The organism is Sphingobacteriaceae bacterium GW460-11-11-14-LB5 (assembly GCA_002151545.1).
Lineage (GTDB): Bacteria > Bacteroidota > Bacteroidia > Sphingobacteriales > Sphingobacteriaceae > Pedobacter.
The window spans coordinates 5,122,135-5,147,769 of record CP021237.1; the positions used below are offsets into that span (position 1 = coordinate 5,122,135).

A 25,635-nucleotide genomic window follows, 5' to 3' on the forward strand; every position below is an offset into this window, starting at 1 on the left:
TATGTACAGACTGATCATTATGTTAGCGCTCGTTTTAGCGCAAGGCATCTGCCGCGGACAGATTTACGTGGATCCCACAACAGCTGGGGCCATGGCGGTACATTCCTCTGTGATCAACGGGCAACTGAACAAAACCAATGACAACCTCACGCTGATACAGCGCGGACAACTGGCGGTGACCGGGCAACTGGTGATCGTAAACGACCTTCAGGCTACCATCTATAAGGGGCTTTCTGAGGTTTCTGGGATCATGCGCTCGCTACTTGCCGTTCAGGATATCTATGAGATTTCTGAAGATATAGTAACCGACGTGAACAAGGCCATTGGCATTGCCCAGCAGAACCCAGCGCTATTGCTTTTTGCAGAGGGCGGTGCGCGTGAATTCAAATCAAGGGCCACCAATCTGGCAGTAGAGGTAAGCTCTTTTGTGCTGAAAAGTGGAAAGGAGGCGCTGATGGACTCGGGCGAGCGGGCAAAACTGTTGAACCGGATCGTGACCGAACTGACCATACTGCAAGGGGTCGCATACGGGATGTACCGCTGCATGTACTGGGCGCAGCAAAGGGGATTTTGGAATTCGCTGAATCCCTACTCAGGGTTTATCAATATCGATAAGCGCATTGCAGATGATATCATCAGGAACATGAAAATGCTTAAACCATGAGAAGATTGCTTATGATACTGCTGCTGTTGGGATTAGTATTTCCCTCAGCAGCGCAGTTGAACGTTGAGCTACTGCACCAACTTGTTGCCGAAAGCAAATCCGAACACCAGAGGCAGGCGGAGGCACGGACCAACCAGGGCCTGACGACAACTAACGAATCGGTAAACAAAACTGCGCTCACCAGGCTAAAGGAAAAGTACAGAGATATCCAGAGCCGTTTTAAGACTTTGGGGCTTGCGATTTCCACAGCACAAATTGGACTAGAAGCTTACCCGATTGTATCGGACATTATTGTGCAACAGGGAATCATCTTTGACATCTGTAGTTCCCAGCCGCTGTTATTGCCACTTGCCGTTGAAACCGAAGCGGATATCGGCGACCGTGCCTATAGGTTATTGAACTACCTGTATGGCCTGGCCCTTGTAGCGGGTGACCTCAACCAGATGAAGTCTGCTGATAGGAAAATGCTGTTCTCATTTGTGGTAACTGAACTTAGGGCCATTTCAGGAGCATCAAGGGGACTTGCATCGACACTTTCCTATGCCAGTAGAAAAAAGGCGATGGATTCGCTTAACCCTTTTTCAGGGTTTATCAACCAGGACAAAGCGATTATCGATAAGATCATGGAACGCGCAAAACAACTTGGCCAATGATGAAGAACATTATTTTACCTTTTCTACTGGCCTTGGCAATTTCAGGCTTTGGCCAGCGGGTAGTTTTTGACAGGAACCATTTTAACATCGTGAACGAAAACGGAGCGGTAAGACTGGCCGCTGAAAATACCCACAACTCCTACCTGAATACCATCAACAACCGGCTGAACGATATCAACGTCAACCTTTCTTCTGTTGTGCTCGTGCAGAACATGATCTTAAGCTCCCTTGCGCAGGTGGACGGAGCGCTACGCCATGCCATTGCGGTAAGGCAGATTGGGGAAATCTGTGATGATATATTTAGTGAAAGCAACGAACTGGTCCAAATGGCTAGGGACAACCCTGCGCTTTTGCTTTTTGCCGAAGATGTAGCAAGGCAGCTCAAGGACAGGGGCGTAAGGCTTGCTACGGAAGTTTCCTCATTTGTGCTAAAGGAGGGAGAAAATGTGCTGATGGATTTTGAAAAGCGCGATGCGCTATTGAAAAAGATTGCCCTGGAGCTCCGCGTCATGCGGGCACTGGTATTCAGCATGAAAAAATCCATGTACTGGGCGCGGGTAAATGGCATTCTAAAAACGGCCAATCCATTTCGTTTTTATATCAACCAGGATAAATGGCTGGTGGACGAGATTATCAGAAAGTACAATCTACTTAAAAACTAAACCTTATGAAAAAACTGCTTTTGCTCCTGGCGCTATTGCCACTGGCCGTTCCGGTCTTTTCCCAAAAGAAGATCCGCGACAAACATATCACCCACCAGCAGGAACGCATGGTGTTCAAACAGTGGGACGAAGACCTTTTTACCCCGACCCCTGGCTTTTTATGGCTCAACCCGGAGTACTGGATCACCTGGGCACTGCATCCCAATTATCCAGATACTGACCTGCGTCCCTTGGGGCCTATAGGTCCCCAGACCCAGCGGCTGGCGCTAGTCGCTGCCATGCAGTCTACTGATAATGCCTATAAACTTCAGGCCGATACGATCAGGGGCCTTGCTACAACAGAATTGCTGAACTACGCAGGGGCTGTTTCTTCGGTAGACCCTCTTTGGATCCTGTTCTATAGCAGGGAGTTTGAGCCGCTGATCTCTAATGAGGATTCGCAGGTTCTAGCCGGGCTAAGCCCAAGGGAAAAAGATTACCTGGTCTCTTCTGGCGCCTATGGCTGGTTCGTTGAAGAATCCCATGCGCTTTTGGAACGCCTGCAGGCTGCACGGAATACTACTATGGACAGGGGTTCCAGGATATTGGCCTATCACCGGATGCTAGAAGAATACCGAAAACTAAAGGCCACCTGGGAGGACAAAAAACAAAGGGCAAAGCTTTACCTTTCTTTGCGCGATAAAAACCAGGCGGTAAAGAAAAACAATGTGCCGCTAAAGCAGTCTTCGGGCAAAAAGACCGACAAGCAGATTGCCGAAGATATCCTAAAGGCATCCAAACTCTAAATTTTATTCTGTTATGCTAGATAAGCTATTCGCCGGCACTGCCGGCTTTTTTGTGCAATCTGCTCCCGTTGATGTTCCCGATTCGTTTCGGGATACCTTTAATTTCCTTCAGGGAAATGGGGTCTACGAGGAAGGCACGATGCACTTTTTAAAGGAAATGAAGAACACAATATGGACGCATTACGATGCCTTCATTGCCGATGCGCAGGCGCTTTGCGCGATTTTTATGCTCATTTTCTTTGCGATCAAAAGCTATGAGATGATCTCTGGCGACAAGAAACTGGAGGTCATGCCGCTACTGCGTCCCTTTGCGCTGGTGATGGTAATCTTATGGTGGCCGACCTTTACCCGGGTGGTGGCGTATCCGACGGACCTAGTTGCGGCAAAGACCGAGGCGATGTTCGACGGTAGCCAGACGGTGGTCAATGACCTGCGCATCCAAAGGGCAAAGCTGATGGTGGAACTGGCCGACCAGTTGCTGACCGTTCAGGCGCAGACCGAAACGGCCAAACAGGAAGCCGATACCTGGTACGAAAACGCTTGGGAGTCGGTAAAATCTTCTGTAAAGGAAGGCTTTAGCGAGGTATGGAACCCCATTGTCGAAATGCGCAACCGCCTGCAGGTTGGGCTCCAGCTACTGGCCACTTCTTTGGTAGAAACCCTTGCGATCTGGATACTGCGGATTGCGGTGTACGTAATATTTATCATCCAGATCATCTTTTCTACGATACTGATTATCCTAGGTCCGTTTTCGGTGGCGGTGAGTATCCTTCCCGCATTCAGGGATTCCTTTACTACCTGGATTGCCCGGTTTATTTCGGTAAACCTGTATTCGGGCATCGCTTACCTTGTGATGTACGTGGCCTCGTTATTTCAGCATTATGCGATGGAGGCCGAGATTACCCGTTATCAGGAACTGGTGGGAACCTCGGGCGCGGACATGGAAAAACTAAGCGTATTCGCAGGTAATGGGCTACTTTCCTTTGGGATCGTCGTGGGCACCTTTGTCATCGGGGCCCTTACGATGCTGACCGTTCCGAGCATTTCCACCTGGATTGTTTCCACCTCGGGTATCAGTTCTGCCGCAAGTTCAATGGGACGTGGCGCGTCGACTATGGGAAGAATGGCAGCTGGGGCAATGGGGGGAGGACATTAGATGATCATCAAAAACATTGAATCCAAGATCCGCCTGGCCAGTTTTCTGTGCCTGGCCAGTTTCCTGCTCTCTTTTTCCATCAGCGCGACCGTTTCGTTTTTTGCCTTCAGGCAGGTAAGCGAGGCGCGAAAGAGCATCTACATTTTATCCGATGGACAGATTCCGGTGGCTGCTAAACAGACCGATATCATGGTGAACAGGGCCGCGGAATATAAGGCCGATATCGCACGGTTCCATTCGCTGTTCTTTTCGCTTACTCCTGATGAAAAGTTCATCGAATACCAGATGAAGCAGGCCATGTACCTAGTTGATGAAAGTGGCGCGATGCAATACGCGAACTTAAAGGAACGCAGTTTTTTCAGCTCCATCCTTTCTTCTTCTGCCGTGCTGACCATCCGCACTGATTCTATTTTCCTGGATGAGCACCGGAAATATTTCCGCTATTACGGCACCCAGAAGATAGACCGCAGGAGCTCTGTTGTTACCCGTTCGCTGGTGACCGAAGGCTATCTGCAGGACCTGGAACAGCGGAGCGAAAACAATCCCCATGCGGTGCTGATCACCAGATGGAAAACCCTAGAAAATAAAGACAAAGAAAATGTTCAGAAAAATTCATTCTAAAAACCCTGCCACAGGACTTGGGGCAGCGATGATGGAGGCATTTGGCTCTAGACTGTCTGTGCTAGGATGTCGCTTTCGCTGTCTCTGCCAGCGGCATCCCAAAAAGATATATGCCCTGATGGTTTTTTTGATGGCCGGATCCATGGTGCTCTGCTTTAGCATCATGCGACTGGAAGACCCGGTCTACACCAAAAACGTAGTTAGCCCCGTAAAGGTGGCAGGCTCCAGTGCGGGAAATATAGGATCGACCATCGACAAGCTCCAGCGGATAATGGCGCTGCAGACCGAACTTCAGGCACTATCGAAAAAGGATTCGCTTACCAGAGCGGACAGCATCCGCTTTTCAATGATGCTAAATGAAATCAGGCAATTAACCTCAAGCAAAAAATAAAGATGAAAATAGATGTTAAAAAACCAAGGTATGTACTGCCACTGGTACTTTTGCCCTTTATCTGTCTCCTTTTTTACGCCTATAAATCTGGGCCGGGTAAGGAAACGGTAAAAGTGGCCGGAGGAGATTCCCTTCAGACCCAGATTGCCCAGGTCTCTGAAAAAGTCCAGAAAGAGGGCCTATCGGATAAGCTCGACGCCTTTAGGGACAAGTTCAAAAAGGGTGATGGCTATACTGCTGTGGGGGGCATAGCTGAAGAGAACCTGACCGTCACCACTCCGGGAAGCCTTTACAATGAACGCGAAAAACGTATGCTGGATTCCATTGATGAGGCCATGAAGCGGAGGTTTTCTCCCGTGGCCGGTAATACCGCAGCAAGACAAACTCAGTCTACCAAAATCCCTAGCCGCGCATCCTATTCCAAACTTGACCAGGACAGGGCATTGGCACTGGCGCTTTCCAAGTTAAATGCCCCCCAGAATCCGAAAAGGGAAAAACTGCCACTGCAAACGCAGTCAGATCCCATGCAGTTATTCCGTCAACAAATGGCACTGGTAGACAGCATGGGAAAGGCGAATGACCCAGAGTTCAGGGCAAAAAAAGAAAGGGAACGTTTGGCCTCGCTAAAAGCCATATCTCCACCTGTTAAACCACTGGCGGTGAGAAAAGCAGAAAATGGGGACGGCGCCTTTAACACCGTGATGCCGGAAAAATTCCAAACCCCGCTGTCTGCGGTGATCGATCAGGACATTACCGGATTCTCGGCCTCTAGGCTCCGCATCAGGCTACTGGACGATATGCTCATCGGTAAAAGACTGGTCAATAAGGGTATGTTCCTATATGCGGTGATCTCCGGATTCTCTGGCCAGCGCGTGCTGCTTTCGGTGAACAGCGTGTTTGTTTCCGGAGAGATTTTTCCGGTAAAACTGGACATCTACGACAACGACGGCCTGCCAGGCATTTATGTTCCCGCGTCTGCCTTTCGGGAATTTACCAGAGACCTTGGCGGCTCTTCGGTTTCTGGGATCAACCTCGAACAATCGGAAAACAATAACCAATTGGTGATGGGGGTACTGGGCAAGATGTTCCAGTCCACTACTACCGCGGTAAACAAACTGATCCGTTCCAATAAGGCCAAGCTCAAGTACAATACCATGGTCTATTTGATAGACCCCAATGAACTCAAATCAAAACAGAACCAATTGCAATAAAGAAATATTATGAAAAAATACCTGCTGATCCTTTTAACCTGCTTCTATTATCTTGGCACGCTGGCGCAGGGGACCGACACGCTTCCGCTCATCGGCCTGTCCAGAAATGCGACGCTGCATTTTGTTTCCCCTGAAAACATCTCCTATGTGGATATTTCTACCGCTGCACTAAAGGGAGATCTGCCGCTAAAGAATATCCTGCGCGTAAAGATTTCTACCGATTCGGCATCCAGGATCGTAAACAATGCCGACGCAGGCATTCTCACCATTGTGGGGGAAACCTTCATCGCCCAGTATCGCATCTATTTTCTGCCCACATGGGAAAGCTCTGGTAAACCTACTGTTGTAGATATTTTGCCAGGCCACTGTAGACCGGTTGTAGCGGGCACTGAAATGCCGATGGCCGACCTGAAATCCCATGCGCTTTCCTTGCTCAAAAACCGAAATGTCTTGGCTTTGAGAAAGGAAGAAAAGTACGGGATCTCGGTTTCACTAAAACAGCTGTTCACCGCTGGCGATTACATTTTTTTTGACCTGAACCTTGAAAACTCGACCAATCTGCCCTTTGACATCGATGCGCTCTCTTTTAGCATCGATGATAAAAAGATTACCAAGGCGACCAATGTACAGTCGATAACTGTGGAACCGGTTTTCCAGCTCTACCAGAGGGACCGTTTTAAAAAGAACTTCCGCAATATCTACGTGCTAAAAAAACTGAGCTACCCGGAGAACAAGCTGCTGAGCATTTCGTTAAAAGAAAAACAGGTTTCCGGGCGCAATCTGGTACTGCAGGTTCCTTACAAAGACATTTTAAGGGCCGACACATTCTAGCTTATGGAAGAAACAAGGGAACAGCAGCGCTTTCACCGCTTTCTCCAGTTTTTTGTCTACTTCTCCCTGTTCCTAGATTTTTTAGTGTTTGTATATGGCACCAAGATAGGCAGCATCCCCCAAGCCGAGCGGATCGGATTTTCAAGGTTTATGGCTAGACTTGCCAGGCTGCCGATGTACCAGGATCCGTTTTTTAGTAAGAGCTTTCTTTTGTTGCTATTGTGCCTGACTTCAATCGGTACGCTCAGCAGAAAAAACAAGGATATCGATATCCGAAAGTCCATTGTATTCCCTTTGGTCTTGGGATTGATCTCGCTTTTCGGCAGCACCTATTTTCTAGGTTCTAAAGGAAAGGAAATCCTCCCCATGACCACTTGGGACAATATTATCTATGTTCTGGGCTCTTTTTTGGGAACACTACTGGTCCACATTTCTCTGGACAATATCTCCAAGGTGATCAGGAGCAAACTGGGAAAGGACAAATGGAACGTGGAGGGAGAATCGTTCATGCAGGCAACCAAGCCAATTGATTCCCCTAGCAGCGTCAACATCCCCTCGCTTTTTTATTTTAGGGGCAAGGTGCATAGGGGCTTCATCAATATAGAGAACGTTTTTCGAGGCACGCTGCTGATCGGAAACCCGGGCTCGGGAAAATCCTTTGGCGTGGTGATGCCCTTTATCCGCCAGCTACTGGCCAAGGAGTTCTGCATCTGCCTGTATGATTTCAAGTTCCATGACCTTGCCGAAGTGGCCTACTACCACTACCTGCTTGCCAAAAAGAAAGGCAATTGCAAAGACCATGATTTCCACGTCATCAACTTAACGAAAGTGGAAAGGTCAAGGCGGATAAATGTGCTCAGGCCCGATTATATCCGTACGCTGGCCGATGCTTCGGAAACTGCAGAAGCGCTGGTCGAAGCGCTGAAAAAGGGAGATAAATCCGGGGGCAGTGACCAGTTCTTTACCCAAAGTGCGGTGAATTTCTTGGCCTCGTGCATCTACTTTTTTGCCCAGCACCAGAGCGGCAGGTATTCAACTTTTGCCCATGTGCTATCGTTTTTGAACTGCAGCTATGATGAGATTTTTGGGGTACTGTTTACCAATAAGGAACTCACTTCCCTTCTGTCACCATTCTACACCGCTTATAAGGCCAAGGCCTTTGACCAGCTAGAGGGACAAGTGGGAACGCTGAAGATTTTCATCTCGCGCCTTGCCACAAAGGAAACTTTCTGGGTGTTCTCCGGCGATGACTTTGACCTTAAGATCTCTAGGCCCGAAAACCCGTCCATTCTGGTACTGGCCAATGATCCAAACACCCAGAACATCAACTCGGCATGTTATTCTGTGGTGCTAAACCGGCTAACTAGGCTCATCAACTCTAAGGGGAACCTACCTTCTGCGCTGATCATCGATGAGCTGCCGACCCTATTTGTCCACCGGATCGAAAACCTGATCGCAACGGCCAGGAGCAATAAGGTGGCCGTTCTAATGGGCCTTCAGGAGATCCCGCAGTTCCAGCAGCAGTACGGAAAGGATACGGCAAACACCATAACAGCGGTAGTGGGCAATGTGCTCTCGGGAGCTGTGAGAAACAAGGAAACATTGGAGTGGCTGGAAAGGCTTTTTGGAAAGGTGAAACAGCAGAGCGAAAGCCTGTCCATCGACCGCAGTAAGACCTCGCTCTCGCTGAGCGAAAAACTAGAGCCGTTGATCCCGGCCGGAAAGATAGCTTCGCTCCGAACAGGTGAACTGGTAGGCGTACTGGCATCTGATGCGGTGAAAGAGTACAGCGGGGAATTTGAGACTTCTGCCATAAATTGCAGGGTGAACCTGGACATGAAGGCCATTGAGATTGAAAAGGAAAATTATCCGGAGCTCCCGATCTATTATGATTTTGGTGGAAACAAGGAAGCCATTCTCCGTGAGCATTTTTTTAAGATCACTGCGGACGTGGCCGCTATGGTTGCATCCTTCAATTTGCCCCAGGCACCTGCAAAACCAGCCGCAGCGAAGGCCTCAATGAAGGCCACACAATAAACAATTCATTTTTAAATTTTAATTCAACATCATGGAGGAACTAACAGGTACCCTTGTAGCGGTACATCCTGATCTCACCCAAGACCCTGTATCTAGGCAGGGCCAGATTGGTATGGTGGTCGCCGCCGATCTGAAGACCGATACCATCAGTGTCGGGTTTGGAAGCACGGAACTTGGCCATTATTCATCTGATGCGCTACTGGTGCTAAAGGACAAAAATGAGCTGTTCAAAGATGCGATGGTCAATGCAAAGGAACTAGGTCCGGAAGTCTTTAAAAAAATGCTGCTGATCAATATGATCCAGGACAACAGGCCCGAACATAAGTACATGATGCAGGCCATGGAAATGGCCATCAGCAGCGAGCGGATAATGGAGAGCAGCATGACTTCGCTGGAATCAAAACTTAGCCAGCAGATCGCTCAGGCGCAGCAGCAGACCCAGCACGCGAGCATTGGCAGATGACCAAAAAGCTAGGCTTTTTGGGATTGCTGATGATATTTTGCCTTAAGGCTACGTGCCAAACGGACTATTCATTGCCCCTGAACCATTTGAAACTGACCAGCAATTACGGTACACGGATACATCCCATTACCAAACAAACGGATTTTCACCGGGGCATAGACCTTTCGGCAAGGTGCGAGCCGGTAATGGCGGTGCTTTCCGGAAAGGTTTCCTCCTGTGGATATGATCCGATCCTTGGCAATTTCGTAAAGATTGACCACGGGGAAATCCGTACCGTTTATGGGCACCTGCGAATGGTTGCTATTTTTCCAGGAGAATCCGTGCAGGCCGGAACTTTTATCGGTATCACCGGAAGTACCGGCCGTTCCACTGGCGAACACCTGCACTTTGCCGTAAGCGTTTACGGCAGCTATGTAAATCCCCTTGCTTTTTTATTGGGACTGACCAACCTCTGCACTACTGAATGAACCTCAACTTTAAACCCTTTTTATGAAAACTTTATTTGAACCTCACCAGCTGCCCATTTCCGAATTTCAGCGCCTCGGCCTGGTTTTCGAAAACCATATTCAACTAGATCCGGTAGACCTGAATGCACTTTTGCTGGGGCGACGAACCGGGCTGATCACCTTAAGGAACCTTGAGGCCAATGGCCTGAAACTGGAAAAGATAGACCTAAAGCTATCACTGGAAACTAACCGTGAAGGCAAGCTCTCCCTCTCGCTTCATCCCATCTTCCGCAGCCCGCAGCAGCATCCGCTGCTTCAGGGATATGACGCAGATCCTTTGATGGACGGTACAGCTGCCAACATCCACAAAGTTTACAACAAAAACAGTAGGCAGGAATATGAAGCCGTTATTGAATATGACCCGCAGACCAGATCATTTATTGCCTATGACCCCTTGCAGGTGGCCGCACCGATTGCTATCAACGGCATTACGCTCACCGAGCCGCAGGACTATCAGTTTAGGCGGGGCTTGTTGGTGGATTTAGGGGACGGCACCAAGTTCCAACATCGTGCCAGCGAGCCCTTGGGCATTGTAGCCAACCGAAGTGAACTGATCCTAACCTTTGAAGATCCGGGTCCTTTTCAGCATGTGTACATGCACGGCATCCGCAATATACCATTGACCAGACAGCCCCAGCTATTTCCTGATACCCTAGCCTTTCGAATGGCAATGCAGGAAAACGATCCGCCAAGGTACACCGCTTTCGCTAGCGGGGAAATCAGTTCCGCTGAAAACCAGCCACTGCCGTCTCGCAAGCGATGATTCCCGAGCATTTCAAGCAGAACATTCAGCTTGGCATCAAGGTCTATGGCTTTGAAGTGCAGGTGGATTACCACTACTGGTGGCCGGAAAAGAAATCAGAGGCTGAGCAAGGACCGCTTAAATGTCACGCCGAGTTTCGCTCGGATTCCCCTGTGATTTCCAATACCGGTTACCGCTCACACTTTTTCTATGCCGATCTATTACGGTATAGTACCCACTCAACACTAGAAGATCTGCTGATAGAAATAGGGGAATACCTCGCCCGGGAAAACGGCTACGAGCCGCCATCTCTAGGTAATCAGTTATCACTTTTTTAATCATTTATGAACGACGATAATTTGACAGGCCTGAAAAATACCCTTGATCGATTAGGATTTGGAAATAAGCTGAACGAAGTGATGGAGAGTGCGATAAGAAACCAAACGCCGTCATTTTTGCTGGGCATCTGCAGCTACTTTGACCCTCCGGTAAAATTAACCAGCAGCCAGGGGCAAAAAGATTTTGTACAATACATTTTAAACTTTGGACGTTCCCAGAAAACCGGCGACTATAGGCTTTTTAACTACCTGGCCGAACTATCCACGCACAATGGCGTTGAGCGCAAACAGGGATTTGAAATAAATTCCGACCATTACGTTACCGCAAAGGATGCCTACTACCTTCTACTGGGAAATTCTGTGCTGAAAGAAGTTTCGACGCGAAAGGGGTCAACTCTGAAGCCGCCCGAAAAAACAGATGTCTGGTTACGGTTAAACCTACAGATTCCTGCTGCTCTAAACAGGCATCCACTTTCCAAATTTTACCCGCCACATGGATTCTCTGTCCACAACGTTGTTGACAAATACCCAATCTTTTTTCAGCACCCTAATGACAAGGCTACACTGATTAATGCCCTTAAAAAAGGCATGCTGCCAAAAGCGGATATGTTACTTGGCTGCCGGCTTGAACTGGTTTATCTATCTATAAATCCGAAAATGAAAAACCTCGATGTCTTTGATCAGCGCATGAACACGATCAGCAACGACTACATTTTTCAGCAAATACCGCTCTCAGGTATGCCACAGCGCATCGAATTTTCTAATTACACAACATTTGACCTCGAAAAGAACACCGAGAAAGCAAACGAAGCGGTGCAAGGTAACCCTGTCGATGAGCAGCAAGGTAAAGCTCGAAGAAGGTAACCGCAGGAGACAAAACTTCCTATAAAATTAAAGATCTATGAATGAAGCAAATTTAGAATATCTAAAAAAGACCCTCAACTATTTGGGATTTGGTACCAAGCTCAACGACGTCGTTGAAAGCGCGATAACGAAAGAAATACCGAAATTCAGCGTCGGCATTAATACCCGGTTTGAGCCACCACTGACTTTGGGAAATGGCGCAAAACAAAAGGATATCGTACAATTCACGCTTGACTTCAACAAAGCGAAAGAAACCGACACCTATTACCTTAACGATTATACAGCCTATCTGACTGCCCACGATGGCACCAGTCGCAGCCAGCAGTTCAACCTGGAGCGAGATCTCCGTGTTACGGCAAATCAGGCATACCGCTTGCTGCTCGGCGCAGCTCTCCAAAAAGAAACATCGAAACGGCCAGAAGGTGAAAATACGGTTGCTGGAAAAACAAAGGTCTGGATGAAACTTAATCTAGATGTCCTGGATAGCTACGGCAGACATCCGGTTTCTAAAACCTATCCTGCATACGGATTTGACCTTCATTCTGTTCTGGAAAAATATCCGATTTCTGGATTAAAAGAAAATGAGCTTCCCTCATTGATTACTGAAGTTGAAAAAGGCATGCTTCCAAGGCTCACCATGGAAATTGAGGGCAGGATAACTCCAGTGATCATCTCGGCCAATCCTCAGATGAAGAACCTGGATGTATATGACTTGTTGATGAACCAAATCAAAAACGATAGGATTTTCACCGCTGAGTTGAAATCAGATCCTGCACAGCGTGTCGAGCTAACTGATCAGCATCAGGTTAATGAACACAAATTTACAGGTAACGAATTTCAGGCTGGAGATACAGAAAATATAAACCAGCAATCAAGAAGTAGAGGCCGATAACCTAACAAAAATCCTATGAACAAACTTTTTAAAAAAATTGACCGCATTAGGGGTAGTGGAACCGCTATGCTTGACCTTCGTCCGAACTCCCCTTATTTCCACCTTGACGGGCAGGTCTTTGCCGTACACAGCATTGGCACTCCAGGCCTTAAATGTCCGGTGGTGCTGATCATCGAAGGCGAGCAGGTGGAGTTTTCAATTGATGATATCCATTAGTCATTATTTATCCATTTTATGAGCAAGATAAAATTAAAAACCCCCATCAGCTATTATGGCGGGAAACAAAAGCTAGCTTCCAGGATCGTATCGGTTATTCCTGAACATGTGCTCTACTGCGAACCGTTCATTGGCGGTGCTGCCGTCTTCTTTGCAAAACCACCCTCAAAAGTTGAAGTGATCAACGATACCAACAGGGAACTGATGAACTTTTATAGGGTGGCCAAGGAAGATTTCGTTTCCCTGGAAAAGGAAATCCGCATCAGCCTGCACAGCCGTGACCTATACCGCAAGGCTTCGGTAATCTATAACAACCCCGATATGTTCAGTGAGATCAAGCGGGCCTGGGCCGTCTGGCTAAGTGCCTCCCAAAGCTTCAGCTCTCAGCTGGATAGCAACTGGGGTTATGATAAACAGAGCAATACTACCAGTAAAAGAATCCAGAACAAAAAGGAGAATTTCGTTGAAGAAATGGCTATCAGGCTACAGAACTGCCAGATCGAATGTGCAGATGCACTCTATATCATTGGCAGCCGGGACACGGAGAACAGTTTTTTCTATTGCGATCCCCCGTACTACAATTCCAACTGTGGCCACTATGATGGTTATTCGGAGCAGGATTTTGAGTCCCTGCTATTTCTTCTTTCCAAGATCAAAGGAAAATTTCTGCTCTCATCCTATCCCTCGCCACTGCTTGAAAAATACACCAAGGAAAATGGCTGGGTGAACTGGTCCATTGAGCAGCAGGTTTCGGTTAACGCAAAATCGGGAAAGCTCAAAAGCAAAACCGAGATGCTCACGGCAAATTATCCATTTGCACTGGAAAAGGAGTTACCAAAAGACCGATCATCTCCCACACCAACTGATGAAATACATAATTAAATCCACTTTATTATCTGCTTACAAAGGAGGCGAGAATGGAAAATACCTGTTGGAACAAACTTGAAATCCTTGGTGAAACGCTTACAATGTCCTTGAGCACTTCTATGAAATGGGCTATGATGCTCCTCCGTTTCTTGCTATCCTGGTCGATACGGAAGCTGTCTATTTTGAATCCCGTATTGCACCTCCTTTAAAAGACCTTCAGGAGATTGCCGAATCCTTTGATGTGGATCTGAAGCTGCTATATATCCTTCCCGATGAACATAAAAGAGAAAAATTCAACTATACATGCCTAAAGAACCGAAAGCTAGAAGGCCTGGCCAGTGACCTAAAGAAGCAGATTTTTAAAGCAGTCTCTGTTCAGGAGCTCGAAAAGGCTTCTGTATCCATTAACGAAAAAGGGCACGGGTCGCACATTAACATGAATGAATGGACAATCTTGGCCTACCTGGCAGAAAAGAAGTACAATGAACTTGCGATTGCGCATAAACAAGTGGATGAAGGTATCTCATCACCAAAAAGAAAAATAGGCAGATAAGCCCTCTGATTAAAAAGGAAAGCGATTTCGCCTTCTTTTTCTAGCTTCCCTTCTTAGGTAGCCAATAAATACAAGGCATAACACCAACATGAGCATGCCGCTACGGGCAGAATCTTTCATGGCAATTCCAGAAAGCATGATGCCCGCACTGAGCATGGAAAAGATGAATAGATAAATGATATTTTTCATAACACTGATTAACAGAGAATTATCGTCTAATTCTGTTCCACTTTTCGTCCGATCAAAATAAATATTGATTTTTCTGCTAAATCATTTTGTTATTTGGGTTAAAGGTCTACATTTGACCCTGAGAGCGTTAATTTAGATACAGGCAGATTTGGATTCGTCCGGTCTGTCTGTTCTTTTCCACAGCATCGAACTCCAAGTTTTCGCGATTTTCAGGTCTTAGGATATTTCCCCAATTCGTCCCTACCACTATTTACTTCTCGAACTGTTATTCACTATGAATTCTGAACTTATCAAAACCTTGGAGGAAGATAAGACTCCTGGGCAGCATACTTATTCAGTTACCATCAAAAGACCTAAAAAAACGCCCAAAACCTATAAGATAAATGTAACTTATATTCCAACGACCGAAGAAAAAGCAAGAATAAAACTCTCGATTGTAGAAAGTATTATCAAACGGACTTTCATCAAATAGTACGACTGGATATCGCATCCATCCGTTCCTATCTTTCCCCAAGACTTTTTAAAAAGAAACGGGAACAATCATCCCGACTGTTCCCGTTTATCTAAATTAACGCTCTCTTTATAAAGACGACCAATCTGAAAAGATATTGTGTTACCACCAAAGTTTTTCATCTGGTCCAAAAGGCAAATCTGCTAGGCCTGAAAAGCATCTTACCTCCCGAATCCATCTCCTTTCAACAACAGCTCGAGCTGCTCCAAGTTCTCTTTCTTGGGAACAGACTCCCCGGCTTCCCAAGCACCAATTGTCGTGCTATTAACTCCCAAAATTTTACCAAGCCGCTTATGGCTTAATCCATTTTTCCATCGATAAGCCTTTAGTTTCCCTCCAAAATTGCTTTCGTCAAAAGTCAAAGGTGAGTAACCTAAAAATAACTGTATGCCCGGATAATAGTTGATTTGTGGTATACTTTTATTGTTCTCCCAGTTCGTGATACAATCCTCTGAAACACGTAAAATATCAGCTAAATCGCACTGTAACAGCCTTAATTCCATCCTCTTCTTTCTCAGATGCTCCCCAATAGTCATGGGCTTTTTTGGATAGGACTTTGGCATTGGTTTGTTGACTTTTCGCTTAAAATTGACAAAAGGCAACGCAACCATGTCCTTGCGGCTTTTATAATCACCCGGAGAAAGATTGTGTTTGCGCTCCTGGCGTAGTACAGAAATACCTGAGTAAAATATCCGGACCACTTTTAGACCGCATCGATCTTCATGTAGAAGTTACCCCTGTTGATTTTACAGAACTAGCCTCTTCACAGGAAGCAGAAAAAAGCAACCTCATTAGAGAACGAGTAATTAAAGCTAGGGAAATTCAGGATAAACGTTTTGCAGATAAAAAGGAGCTACACTGCAACGCGCAGATGAATCCTAAAATGGTTCGGAAAGTATGCGAGATAAGTGAAGCAGGCACCGGCCTCTTAAAAACAGCTATGGAAAGATTAGGATTATCTGCACGTGCTTACGATCGGATTTTAAAAGTAGCACGTACCATTGCCGATTTAGCAGGTAGTGAAAATATAGCGCTCGAACATTTAGCCGAATCGATTAATTATAGAAGCCTGGATAGAGAGGGTTGGGCAGGGTAACATACCGTGCTCCTACAGCATAAATAAAACACAATAAGCTAATTTTTAAGAAATTACAAACAATCTAAATAAATTAACATGTCAGAAACAGAAAACAAACAGCAGTTAATCAAGCCTCAAATTAAACACGAGCAACATTGGATATTGAGGTTTATCAAAACTTGGATAGTGCTGGCACTATTACTCATTATGGCAGGATTATTCCTTAACCATATTTACGAAATGTCGCACGAAATATATTACTTATTTGGCTGCCACTTCCTAATTATTTTAGGCGAAGCCATTTTTGTAATGTTCACCTTACACTTACTTGTCGAAAAAAGAAATCATGATTACAGTTACTCCCTCTTACAAGAACAGTCTCAAAATTTTAACACAGAATTTAACAATTTAATAATTGGCTTTAAACAGGAAACAAAAGAAACACTCGAAGATTTAAAGGTTAATGGAATTTTTGCTGCTATTTTGAGAGAGAAATTACCCCATCAAATTGTAGAAAAGATGTTAAGCAGCAAATTCCTGAATGCCGCAATCCTCCGCGAAAACTTAAAACTTACTTTCGACTATTTAAGGATCGAAGGAGACAATATCATTTTTAACCAACGTATGGATTTTGACATTAGGTATATTTCTGGATCAAAATCACATTACGACTATGATTTGTATTTAAAACTGAGTAAAACCCCGGTTGCCGATTATAAATTTGAAGAGGCTGGGCATCGATCAGGTGATGACTGGGATAAGCTATATCACCTTGAAGGCGCTGAAAATGGAGGGATTAAGAAAGAACAAAATGATGTTTATAAAATGACTACCAACGTACCAATTGCCAAAAACGAAAAAAATAGTTTTTATCAAATATTAGAAGCAACCTATAATATCGGCGGAGAAGGTACGGTTGACAACTATTTCTCAAACTTACACACCATCAACATGAGTATTGAGATTAATAATTTCCCCAAAGAATATTCGTTTATTGTATATCCCACATTTCCAAGGGCAAACTTTAACCCTAAAATAACTGGCACGAAAATTTCTTATGAGTTAATTGAATTTCTGGTGCCAGGGCAAGGCTTTAGTTTCAGTATTTCAAAAAAATAATAAATTGTATATATTCGTATATTAAATAAAGGAATCATGCCGATTGAAAATTAATTAATTTGGAAAACAGCGTTAAAATTATCACAAAAGCAGTTTTTATGATTAAAACCTGTGAAAAGGGATATTCTTGAGAAGGGTATCCCTTTTTCTTTTTTACCAGCACCAAAGAAAACATGTCTTCTTATTGAATAAAGAAACTGCGGTGCAAAAATCATTTCCATAGTTAGGGGTAAATTGAACCCGGCTCCTGTAAACTAAACAGTTTCTTACTCCTTTCGGTTGTTTTTTATCCTCATAGCCAGGACGAGACCACCCTGCCAAACCACAACATAAGACGCTTAATACCAGCGAATTAAAATTTAAAAAACAAATCAAATCCCTTCATTTTCACCATGCTCTGGCCACCTTTGGCACAGTCGTTGTCATAGCACTGTTACATTTATTACCTATTTAAAATTAAAAAAGTGAAAGAGATGAAAAAGACAGTTCAAATTTTTAGCATGCTATTAATAGCATTAACCGTGATGGTATCGTGTAAAAAAGATACCGATCCTGCAGATCGAGATTTCTTTGTGGGCACTTACAATGGAACCGTTTCTTACCGCAGCGGCGAAACTACGATTAACAGTACCGATGGTAAAGTAACGGTAAGCAAAGTTGGCGAAACGTATAACTTTTACTTTGGCAACAACATTCCTGATATTACAGGTGTAAAGTTTGAAAAAACAGGCGACAATAGTTACGTAAGTATTGGTTCGGGTTTAACCGGTATCAGTATTGACGCTAGCACCCTTAAAATTTTGGTTTCAAAAGATGGAAAAACCTGGACGGCAAATTGCACGAGGTAACCATTTAAAAAAACAGAAGGCCCGATTTTAACAATCGGGCCTTTTTTATGTTTATAATTCTTCTTCCTCATCGTCCTCTTCTTCGGGGACATACTTTTCAATGGCCTGCCCAATGGCATTCACTTCTTCATCTTCCTCAAAAATCGGAAGTTCGGTTTTATAGTCCATTTTCAACCAGATGGATGAAGTATCTTTTTGAATCTGGATGTATTCTTTTCCATCTTTAAAAATGGTATATGAATCATTTCCCTCCGGAAAAACGGAATAATTAACTGGCCCTATTTCTATATCAAAAGGTTCTTGCATGGCGAATATTTTTCTTCAAAGATAAAAAATCTTTTCTTTGGATAATTGCAGTCAACCTGAGCTTCCTGATGAAAACCAACATCCGTAATAGAATGCCCTTGAATATTCTATAATTAAAAAATTACGCCTGATTGTTTAAAAATCCCATCATTTATATTACTTTACGGCTATAGAATTTACTGTACAGATAAGAAGATGAAGTTAACGTTTTGGGGAGCAGCACAACAGGTAACAGGAAGTATGCACCTGCTCGAAGTTGGACATTATAAAATACTGATAGATTGCGGATTAGATTACGAGAAAGAAACCTACCAGGAAGAAAATCAACAATTCCCATTCGATCCGGCAAGCATTAACCTCGTCATTTTAACCCATGCCCATATCGATCACTCTGGAAATTTACCTACGCTGGTTCGATTAGGTTTCGACGGCCAGGTACTCTGTACACCCCCAACCGCCGACCTTACTTCGATACTATTATTCGATTCTGTTGAACTTTTCTTAAGGAAAGCAGGCCGAAAACCCAGAACTAAACGTGGCAATTTTAGCGGGCCAAAACCTTTGTACCTGCACAAACACGTGATGGATACAATAGACCGTTTTGTAACCATTGCCTTTAACAAGCCCTTCAAAATCAATGGCGATATCAGTCTAACATTTGTGCCAGTTGGCCATTTGCTTGGTGCTGCTGCTGCTATTTTAACCGTAAATGATAATGGTCTGGAGAAGAAAATTGCTTTTACAGGCGATATCGGAAGAGAGAACTATCCGGTTTTGGTTAACCCAGAGCCCTTGCCAGAGGTTGATTATCTGATTAGCGAAGCAACTTATGGCGGGAGAATGCACACCAAAGATCAAACGTTAGAAGAAAGGTTGGTTCAGGAAATTACCGAAGCCTGTATTAAAAGTCCTGGTCGATTGATTATTCCAGCATTTAGTATTGGCCGTACGCAATCGCTGGTATTTGCACTGAATCAGATTTTCACCAAAAAGCTATTACCACCTATCCAGATTTTTGTAGATAGCCCAATGGCTATTCAAGCTACAGAGGTTTACCGGAAACACCACAACCTGGTAAATCAGGAGGCGAAGGATTTTTACCAAACCATGGGCGATGAGTTCGAATTTGAGCACCTGGCTTACGTTCAAACTATGAAAGAAAGTAAAGATGTTTCCAATTATTTCGATCCCTGCATTATTATTTCTTCTGCGGGTATGTTAGAAGGCGGACGGATTCAGGATCACCTCTATTACAACATCCAGAACTACTACTGTACTATTCTTTTTATCGGCTATTGTGCTAAGGGAACACTTGGATATAAGTTATTAAGCGGAGCGCCGATAGTGCGCATTAAAGATCGAGAAATGATGGTTTATGCAACAATACGCCAAACCGATCTGCTTAGTGGCCATGGCGATCACAACGACTTAGTGAAAACCATTAAACAAACGGGGCAGCCTAAAAAGGTTTTTTTGGTTCATGGCGAAGATAAAAGCTTGCAGAGCCTGTCAGCAGCTTTACAGGAAGAGGGTTTTAATGTAGAAGTGCCTGAAAGAGGGGCGGTTTTTGAGTTGTAGGCTCAATTGTTCATTGGTGATGATGGTTTTTCTTGACAGTTTATGGTCTTGTGGTTCATCGTTGATGGCCATCACGGCTAATAAACCATCAACAAAACAGATCTTCACTGCAATCAGAATAACAAGGCTTGTATCAACCCAAACATCTCACATCAGCACTCTTACATTTTCCATCATTAACCCCTTACTTGCCCGTCACCTCTTACCACCCACTTATAACTGGTTAATTCTTCTAATCCCATCGGACCACGGGCATGAAGTTTTTGCGTACTAATGCCAATTTCGGCACCAAGGCCAAACTGTGCACCATCTGTAAATCCGGTAGAGGCGTTGGCATACACGGCAGCGGCATCTACTTCATTTAAAAATTGAGCAATATTATCGGCGTCTTCAGAAATAATGGCTTCGCTATGTTTAGAGCTATAATCGGCAATGTGGTTTAAAGCTTCAGTTAAATCAGCTACGATTTTAACGGCTAATTTTAAAGATAAAAACTCTGTACCAAAGTGTTCTGGCGAAGCCTGATTTAACAGTTGCGCAGGATAAGAAACTTTTAGTGCTTCATAACTTTTTTCATCAGCATACAGTTCTACATTTCCATCGGCCAAAGGCGATAAAAGCGCAGGCAAATCAGTAAGCCGGTTTTGATTAATCAGCACACAATCTAAAGAATTGCATACACTTACCCTTCTGGTTTTGGCATTAAAAATAATCGCTTTGCCTTTCTCCAAATCACCAGTTTCATCAAAATAAGTATGCACAATTCCGGCTCCGGTTTCAATAACAGGGATTTTACTGTTTTCGCGTACGTAATTAATTAAAGATTGGCTTCCTCGCGGAATTAAAACATCAACAAAACCTCTTGCATTTAATAAAGCTTCGGTTGCTGCGCGTTCTGCAGGTAAAAGCGTTAAAATATCAGCATTGATTCCGTTTTTATCCAACACCCCATGAATTACTTTCGCAATGGCTAAATTTGAAAACTCCGCATCACTGCCGCCTTTGAGCACAGCAACATTTCCGGTTTTAAAACAAAGCGAGAATACATCGGCCGTAACATTTGGACGGGCTTCGTAAATTACTCCAACCACACCTAACGGTACACTTACTTTTTGTATATGAAGCTGGTTCTCCAGCGTTTTATCCGAAATAATTTTACCCAATGGACTGCTTAAGCCGGCAACATTTTTAAGGTCATTTGCAATATCAGCTATACGTTCTCTACTTAGCTTTAATCTGTCGTATTTGGGGTCTTCGATAGGCATTTTAGCTAAATCCTTGCCGTTTTCAGCAAGAATTAATTCAGTATTGGCCACTAAAGCAGCAGCCAGCGCTGTTAAAACAGCATCTGTTGTTTCTTTGCTCAGGCTAATTAAGGTACGACTAGCCTGTTGTGCTTTTTCGAAGTATTGTTTATAATCCATTGGTTTATTTAAGATCCTGAAACAAGTTCAGGATGACGTATGATTTTATTAAATAGCCGAGTAAAAATAATCGTAATGCACCAGCGCTTTTTGTTTCTTCTGCCCGATTCTTTCTCTGGCTTTATCCGATCCATATTCAGCGATTCCCAGTCCGATCAGGTTGTTTTTTTCATCAACAATTTTAATAATATCGCCTTTTAAAAAGTCTGTCTGGATTTCGATAATCCCAACCGGTAGTAAGCTGGTTGCTTTGCTGGAAGTTAATACCGTTTTTGCGCCATCATTTAATTTCACAACGCCCGTTGCAGCAGTTTCAGAATGGGCAATCCATTTTTTCTTGCCAGATTTGCTTTTTTCGGGCACAAAGCGTGTATGCACCAATTCGTTATTTAACAAAGAAGTCAGCACATTGTCTTTCGTCCCGTTGGCAATATGAACCGTGATGCCCAGTTTAGCCACTTTTTGCGCCATGGTCGATTTGGTAATCATTCCGCCGCGGCCAAATTGCGATTTACCGGTTTGGATAAAAGAGGCCAGATTAGCAACCGAACCATTAATTTCTTCAATAACCGCCGATCCTTCCACTTTGGGATCACCATTGTAGATGCCGTTTACGTTCGATAGGATAATCAAAGCGTCGGCATTTAACATCGAAGCAATTAGGCCCGCCAATTCATCGTTATCGGTGAACATCAGCTCGGTAACCGAAACCACATCATTCTCATTTACCACAGGAATTACCTCATTTTGAAGCAAAATCTGCAGACAGTTTTTCATGTTTAAATAATGTGCCCGGTCACGGAAATCTTCTTTGGTAACCAAAACCTGTGCACATTGTATCGCATGTGCTGCAAAAAAATTAGCGTAGGTATTAATCAGTTTTACCTGACCAATGGCCGCCAGTAGTTGTCGGGTAGTTACGGCATCTTGTTTTTCGGAAACTTTGATCAAACTTCTGCCCGATGCCACTGCTCCGGAAGAAACCAAAATAACCTCAATACCCTGCTTTTTAATGTCGGCCAGTTGATTTACAAGGTGTTTAATTCTTCCTTCATCAGGCAACCCATTCGCTTGTGTAATTACATTCGAACCAACTTTAACAACTATTTTTTTGTACCCTAATTTCATTATTATTTTCAAACGATTTGATGTGGCAATTTACCATCAATTTTTCTAATTCAGATCATTATCTATAGGCATAATGGATTTTTACAAAAATGGCAATGGGTTTGGCGTATGGTGTGAAGCGTTTGGGGTATGGTGTGAAGCGTTTGGGGTTAGGCGTCAATTAAACGATTAACCCTTTCCGCACTAATGAACCAATGACAAATGAACCATTGAACTAATGCCTAATGAACTATTGAACTAAATGATTAAATTGCATTCAACCTAAATTCAAACCGCCTATGAAACGTATCTTACCTGGCTTAATTGTGCTTAGTGCAATTACGGCTTGTAATAACCCTCAAAAGAAAGAAATGAAAGCGATTAAGTGGCCCGATGCCAAAGCTCCGGTAGCAGAAATTATTCCGCACCAAAGAGTTATACACGGCGATACCGTAGTAGATAATTATTATTGGATGATCGATTATTTTAAAAAAGGTCCCGATAGTACAAAAGTTGTCGATTATCTAAAAGCCGAAAACACCTACCTGAACACAATGATGAAAAGTACGGATCAATTTCAGGCTGATCTGTTTAAAGAAATGAAAGGTAGGATTAAAGAAAAAGATGAATCTGTTCCTGTTTTCAAAAATGGCTATTTCTATTATACCAGAACTGAAGACGGACAACAATATTTTAAATATTGCCGTAAAAAAGGGAGTTTATCTGCCGCGGAGGAAATACTCTTGGATGTTGATAAACTGGCAAAAGGCCATGCCTATTACAGCGCAACCGGATTTAATGTTAGTCCCGACAATAAACTTTTGGCCTTTGGCGTAGATCAGGTTTCACGCCGCCAATACACCATTAATGTTAAAAATTTAGAAACCGGTGAAATCCTGAAAGATGCCATTACCAACACCGAAGGTGGGGTAGCATGGGCGAATGATAATAAAACGCTTTTCTATACCTCAAAAAATCCGGTTACCCTCTTAAGCGAAAAAATCAAAAAACACACGCTGGGTACCGATGCTAAAACAGATGTAGTGGTTTATGATGAAAAAGACAACAGCAACTATATCGGTGTGATGAAATCAAAAAATGGCCGTTTTATTTTCATTGCCTCACAAGGAACATTAACTACTGAATACAGAATGATTGATGCCGATCATCCGGAAGCAGCCTTTAAAGTATTTTCGCCCCGCTCAAACGATGTTTTATACGATATTTTAACGGTAGATGATAAGTTTTACATCGTTACGAACTGGAATGCTAAAAATTTCCGCCTGATGCAGTGCCCGCTGGATAAAACAGAAAAAGAAAACTGGAAAGAAGTTATTCCTAACCGAAAGGATGTTTTACTCGAATATGGAGAGGAATTTAAAGATCATTTGGTGTTATCAGAGCGTAAAAACGGCTTAACCGAACTGCGTGTACTGAAAAAAGATGGCAGCGATTATTATATTAAGTTCGATGAACCTGTTTATGCGGCTGGCGTTGGTGCGAACCCCGAGTACAACAGTAAAACATTACGTTATTCCTATACCTCTCTAACTACGCCAAATTCGGTTTACGATTACGATCTGGAGAAAAAGGATAAAAAGCTAATGAAACAGCAGGAAGTTGTTGGCGGCTACGATCCAAAAGATTACGCAACTGAACGTGTTTTCGCTACGGCAAAAGATGGCACAAAAATACCGATTGCCTTGGTTTATAAAAAAGGCTTCAAAAAGAACAGCAATGCTCCATTACTCCTTTATGCCTATGGATCTTACGGATCGAGCACGGATGCAAATTTCTCTTCACCTAGGTTGAGTTTGTTAAACCGTGGCTTTGTTTTCGCTATTGCCAATATTCGTGGTGGACAAGAAATGGGACGTCAATGGTATGAAGATGGTAAACTGATGAAAAAGAAAAACACTTTCACCGATTTTATTTCGGCAGGGGAATACCTCGTTGATCAGAAATATACTTCAAAAGGCCATTTATATGCACACGGTGGTAGCGCTGGTGGTTTGTTGATGGGTGCAGTAGCCAATATGGCGCCCGATTTATGGAATGGCATAATTGCCGATGTTCCTTTTGTAGACGTAATTAATACCATGTTGGATGAAAGCATTCCGCTAACGACCAATGAATTTGACGAATGGGGCAATCCGAAACAAAAAGCAGCTTACGATTATATGAAAAGCTATTCTCCTTATGAAAATGTAGAGAAAAAAGCTTACCCGAATATGCTGGTTACGACAGGCTTACACGATAGCCAGGTACAATATTTCGAGCCGGCCAAATGGGTGGCCAAATTAAGGGCCACAAAAACTGATAAAAATGTATTATTGCTAAAAACCAATATGGAATTTGGTCATGGCGGCGCATCAGGCCGTTTCGATTATTTGAAAGATGTATCGTTACGCTGGGCGTTTTTATTCTCGCTAGAAGGGATAACGAAATAATTTTCCATAAATCCGTCATTCCCAACTTGATTGGGAATCTTAATGCAACCCGCTTTAAGATTCCCGCCTGCGCGGGAATGACGATTATCTTTTAAAATTTAAATTAAGCTAAAATCCACAATGAACACCAAACTAAAAACACTACAAACTATCCATCTTGCTTTATGCTCGGGGGTTTTCCTCTTTGCATTGGTAACCATTTTTCTCAACCGCGAAATCATGTTTTTTGATGCGAACCCTAAAACCACTTCGCCTTTTAATCCAATATTTCCGATTATGGGGTTAATTACCATCTCGGCGAGTATCTTTTTTTACAGAAATTTAATCGCTAAAATTGATAAAGCTGCGCCTGCCGACATAAAAATTAATATGTACCAAAGTGCATTTATCATTAGTTCGGCTTTACTGGAAGGAGGCGCACTTTTCAACATTGTTGGTTTTTTTATGACCCATAATTCATTCTTTTTAATATTTGGCGTTGCTAATTTTATTTTTTTGATACTCAAGAGGCCAACTAAAGATAAATTGATTTCCGCTTTACAATTGCAATACCCCGATACCGAGTCTTTGTAA

29 protein-coding genes and 1 pseudogene are annotated in these 25,635 nt (G+C 43.8%); 26 read left to right on the top strand and 4 right to left on the bottom strand.

The window, feature by feature from the left end; translation table 11 throughout:
- Nucleotide 1 precedes the first annotated feature (1 nt).
- The 20 genes from CA265_20720 to CA265_20815 all read left to right on the top strand — a co-directional run bounded on the left by CA265_20720 (nt 2) and on the right by CA265_20815 (nt 15,113).
- Nucleotides 2–664, top strand: a complete 663-nt coding sequence (locus tag CA265_20720) for a hypothetical protein (protein ARS41946.1) — start codon at nt 2–4, stop codon at nt 662–664.
- Nucleotides 661–1,317 carry a hypothetical protein gene (locus tag CA265_20725; GenBank protein ARS41947.1) on the top strand — a complete coding sequence of 219 codons (657 nt, stop codon included), beginning with the start codon at nt 661–663 and terminating at the stop codon, nt 1,315–1,317. Before CA265_20720 ends, CA265_20725 begins: the two co-directional genes overlap by 4 nt.
- A complete protein-coding gene (locus CA265_20730) occupies nt 1,314–1,979 on the top strand; it encodes a hypothetical protein (protein ID ARS41948.1) in 666 nt (221 codons plus the stop codon). The genes CA265_20725 and CA265_20730 overlap by 4 nt, the downstream gene beginning before the upstream one ends.
- 5 nt (nt 1,980–1,984) lie before the next feature.
- Entirely contained in the window at nt 1,985–2,764 is a 780-nt protein-coding gene (locus CA265_20735; protein ARS41949.1) for a hypothetical protein, read from the top strand.
- Nucleotides 2,765–2,777: 13 nt separating this feature from the next.
- A complete protein-coding gene (locus tag CA265_20740) occupies nt 2,778–3,920 on the top strand; it encodes a plasmid transfer protein (GenBank protein ID ARS41950.1) in 1,143 nt (380 codons plus the stop codon).
- Nucleotides 3,921–3,923: 3 nt separating this feature from the next.
- Nucleotides 3,924–4,541, top strand: coding sequence for a conjugative transposon protein TraK (locus tag CA265_20745; GenBank protein ARS43078.1), 618 nt, complete (start codon nt 3,924–3,926; stop codon nt 4,539–4,541).
- A gap of 163 nt (nt 4,542–4,704) precedes the next feature.
- Nucleotides 4,705–4,932, top strand: a complete 228-nt coding sequence (locus tag CA265_20750) for a hypothetical protein (protein ID ARS41951.1) — start codon at nt 4,705–4,707, stop codon at nt 4,930–4,932.
- Between the two features lie 2 nt (nt 4,933–4,934).
- Complete coding sequence (locus CA265_20755; protein ID ARS41952.1) at nt 4,935–6,143, top strand: hypothetical protein; 1,209 nt, start codon at nt 4,935–4,937, stop codon at nt 6,141–6,143.
- Between the two features lie 9 nt (nt 6,144–6,152).
- Nucleotides 6,153–6,974, top strand: a complete 822-nt coding sequence (locus CA265_20760; GenBank protein ARS41953.1) for a hypothetical protein — start codon at nt 6,153–6,155, stop codon at nt 6,972–6,974.
- A 3-nt stretch (nt 6,975–6,977) separates the two neighbouring features.
- Nucleotides 6,978–9,011: a mobilization protein gene (locus tag CA265_20765; GenBank protein ARS41954.1), complete on the top strand. Its 2,034-nt coding sequence runs from the start codon at nt 6,978–6,980 to the stop codon at nt 9,009–9,011.
- A 31-nt stretch (nt 9,012–9,042) separates the two neighbouring features.
- Nucleotides 9,043–9,474, top strand: coding sequence for a hypothetical protein (locus CA265_20770; protein ID ARS41955.1), 432 nt, complete (start codon nt 9,043–9,045; stop codon nt 9,472–9,474).
- Complete coding sequence (locus CA265_20775) at nt 9,471–9,941, top strand: hypothetical protein (GenBank protein ID ARS41956.1); 471 nt, start codon at nt 9,471–9,473, stop codon at nt 9,939–9,941. Before CA265_20770 ends, CA265_20775 begins: the two co-directional genes overlap by 4 nt.
- Before the next feature lie 22 nt (nt 9,942–9,963).
- Entirely contained in the window at nt 9,964–10,743 is a 780-nt protein-coding gene (locus CA265_20780; protein ID ARS41957.1) for a hypothetical protein, read from the top strand.
- Nucleotides 10,740–11,060 carry a hypothetical protein gene (locus CA265_20785; protein ARS41958.1) on the top strand — a complete coding sequence of 107 codons (321 nt, stop codon included), beginning with the start codon at nt 10,740–10,742 and terminating at the stop codon, nt 11,058–11,060. Before CA265_20780 ends, CA265_20785 begins: the two co-directional genes overlap by 4 nt.
- A 6-nt stretch (nt 11,061–11,066) precedes the next feature.
- Complete coding sequence (locus CA265_20790) at nt 11,067–11,924, top strand: hypothetical protein (GenBank protein ARS41959.1); 858 nt, start codon at nt 11,067–11,069, stop codon at nt 11,922–11,924.
- Nucleotides 11,925–11,961: 37 nt separating this feature from the next.
- A complete protein-coding gene (locus CA265_20795; GenBank protein ARS41960.1) occupies nt 11,962–12,816 on the top strand; it encodes a hypothetical protein in 855 nt (284 codons plus the stop codon).
- Between the two features lie 15 nt (nt 12,817–12,831).
- Nucleotides 12,832–13,032, top strand: coding sequence for a hypothetical protein (locus CA265_20800; GenBank protein ID ARS41961.1), 201 nt, complete (start codon nt 12,832–12,834; stop codon nt 13,030–13,032).
- Between the two features lie 18 nt (nt 13,033–13,050).
- A complete protein-coding gene (locus tag CA265_20805) occupies nt 13,051–13,914 on the top strand; it encodes a methyltransferase (protein ID ARS41962.1) in 864 nt (287 codons plus the stop codon).
- 109 nt (nt 13,915–14,023) lie between these two features.
- Nucleotides 14,024–14,452, top strand: coding sequence for a hypothetical protein (locus tag CA265_20810; protein ID ARS41963.1), 429 nt, complete (start codon nt 14,024–14,026; stop codon nt 14,450–14,452).
- A gap of 463 nt (nt 14,453–14,915) precedes the next feature.
- Nucleotides 14,916–15,113: a hypothetical protein gene (locus tag CA265_20815; GenBank protein ARS41964.1), complete on the top strand. Its 198-nt coding sequence runs from the start codon at nt 14,916–14,918 to the stop codon at nt 15,111–15,113.
- A gap of 200 nt (nt 15,114–15,313) precedes the next feature.
- Here CA265_20815 and CA265_20820 read toward each other — a convergent pair whose 3' ends face one another.
- Entirely contained in the window at nt 15,314–15,715 is a 402-nt protein-coding gene (locus CA265_20820; protein ARS41965.1) for a transcriptional regulator, read from the bottom strand.
- 44 nt (nt 15,716–15,759) lie between these two features.
- Between CA265_20820 and CA265_20825 the strand changes: the two are divergent.
- From CA265_20825 to CA265_20835, 3 genes and pseudogenes are all read left to right on the top strand, one after another.
- A pseudogene (locus CA265_20825) lies at nt 15,760–16,248 on the top strand (magnesium chelatase).
- 78 nt (nt 16,249–16,326) lie between these two features.
- Nucleotides 16,327–17,349, top strand: coding sequence for a hypothetical protein (locus tag CA265_20830; protein ARS41966.1), 1,023 nt, complete (start codon nt 16,327–16,329; stop codon nt 17,347–17,349).
- 473 nt (nt 17,350–17,822) lie between these two features.
- A complete protein-coding gene (locus CA265_20835; protein ARS41967.1) occupies nt 17,823–18,197 on the top strand; it encodes a hypothetical protein in 375 nt (124 codons plus the stop codon).
- 51 nt (nt 18,198–18,248) lie between these two features.
- Here CA265_20835 and CA265_20840 read toward each other — a convergent pair whose 3' ends face one another.
- The gene (locus tag CA265_20840; protein ID ARS41968.1) at nt 18,249–18,503 is read right to left on the bottom strand and encodes a hypothetical protein; all 255 of its coding nucleotides are present in this window, start codon (nt 18,501–18,503) and stop codon (nt 18,249–18,251) included.
- Between the two features lie 195 nt (nt 18,504–18,698).
- On the opposite strand from CA265_20840, the gene CA265_20845 reads away from it, so the two are divergent.
- Nucleotides 18,699–20,081, top strand: a complete 1,383-nt coding sequence (locus CA265_20845) for an MBL fold hydrolase (protein ARS41969.1) — start codon at nt 18,699–18,701, stop codon at nt 20,079–20,081.
- Nucleotides 20,082–20,257: 176 nt separating this feature from the next.
- Here the strand turns inward: CA265_20845 and CA265_20850 are convergent, their stop codons facing one another.
- Entirely contained in the window at nt 20,258–21,505 is a 1,248-nt protein-coding gene (locus CA265_20850; GenBank protein ID ARS41970.1) for a glutamate-5-semialdehyde dehydrogenase, read from the bottom strand.
- A 48-nt stretch (nt 21,506–21,553) separates the two neighbouring features.
- Entirely contained in the window at nt 21,554–22,633 is a 1,080-nt protein-coding gene (locus tag CA265_20855) for a glutamate 5-kinase (protein ID ARS41971.1), read from the bottom strand.
- Between the two features lie 278 nt (nt 22,634–22,911).
- Between CA265_20855 and CA265_20860 the strand changes: the two genes are divergently transcribed.
- Together CA265_20860 and CA265_20865 are read left to right on the top strand one after the other, a co-directional pair.
- On the top strand, nt 22,912–25,062 hold the full coding sequence (locus tag CA265_20860) for an oligopeptidase B (protein ARS41972.1): 2,151 nt from the start codon (nt 22,912–22,914) through the stop codon (nt 25,060–25,062).
- A gap of 120 nt (nt 25,063–25,182) precedes the next feature.
- A complete protein-coding gene (locus tag CA265_20865; GenBank protein ARS41973.1) occupies nt 25,183–25,635 on the top strand; it encodes a hypothetical protein in 453 nt (150 codons plus the stop codon).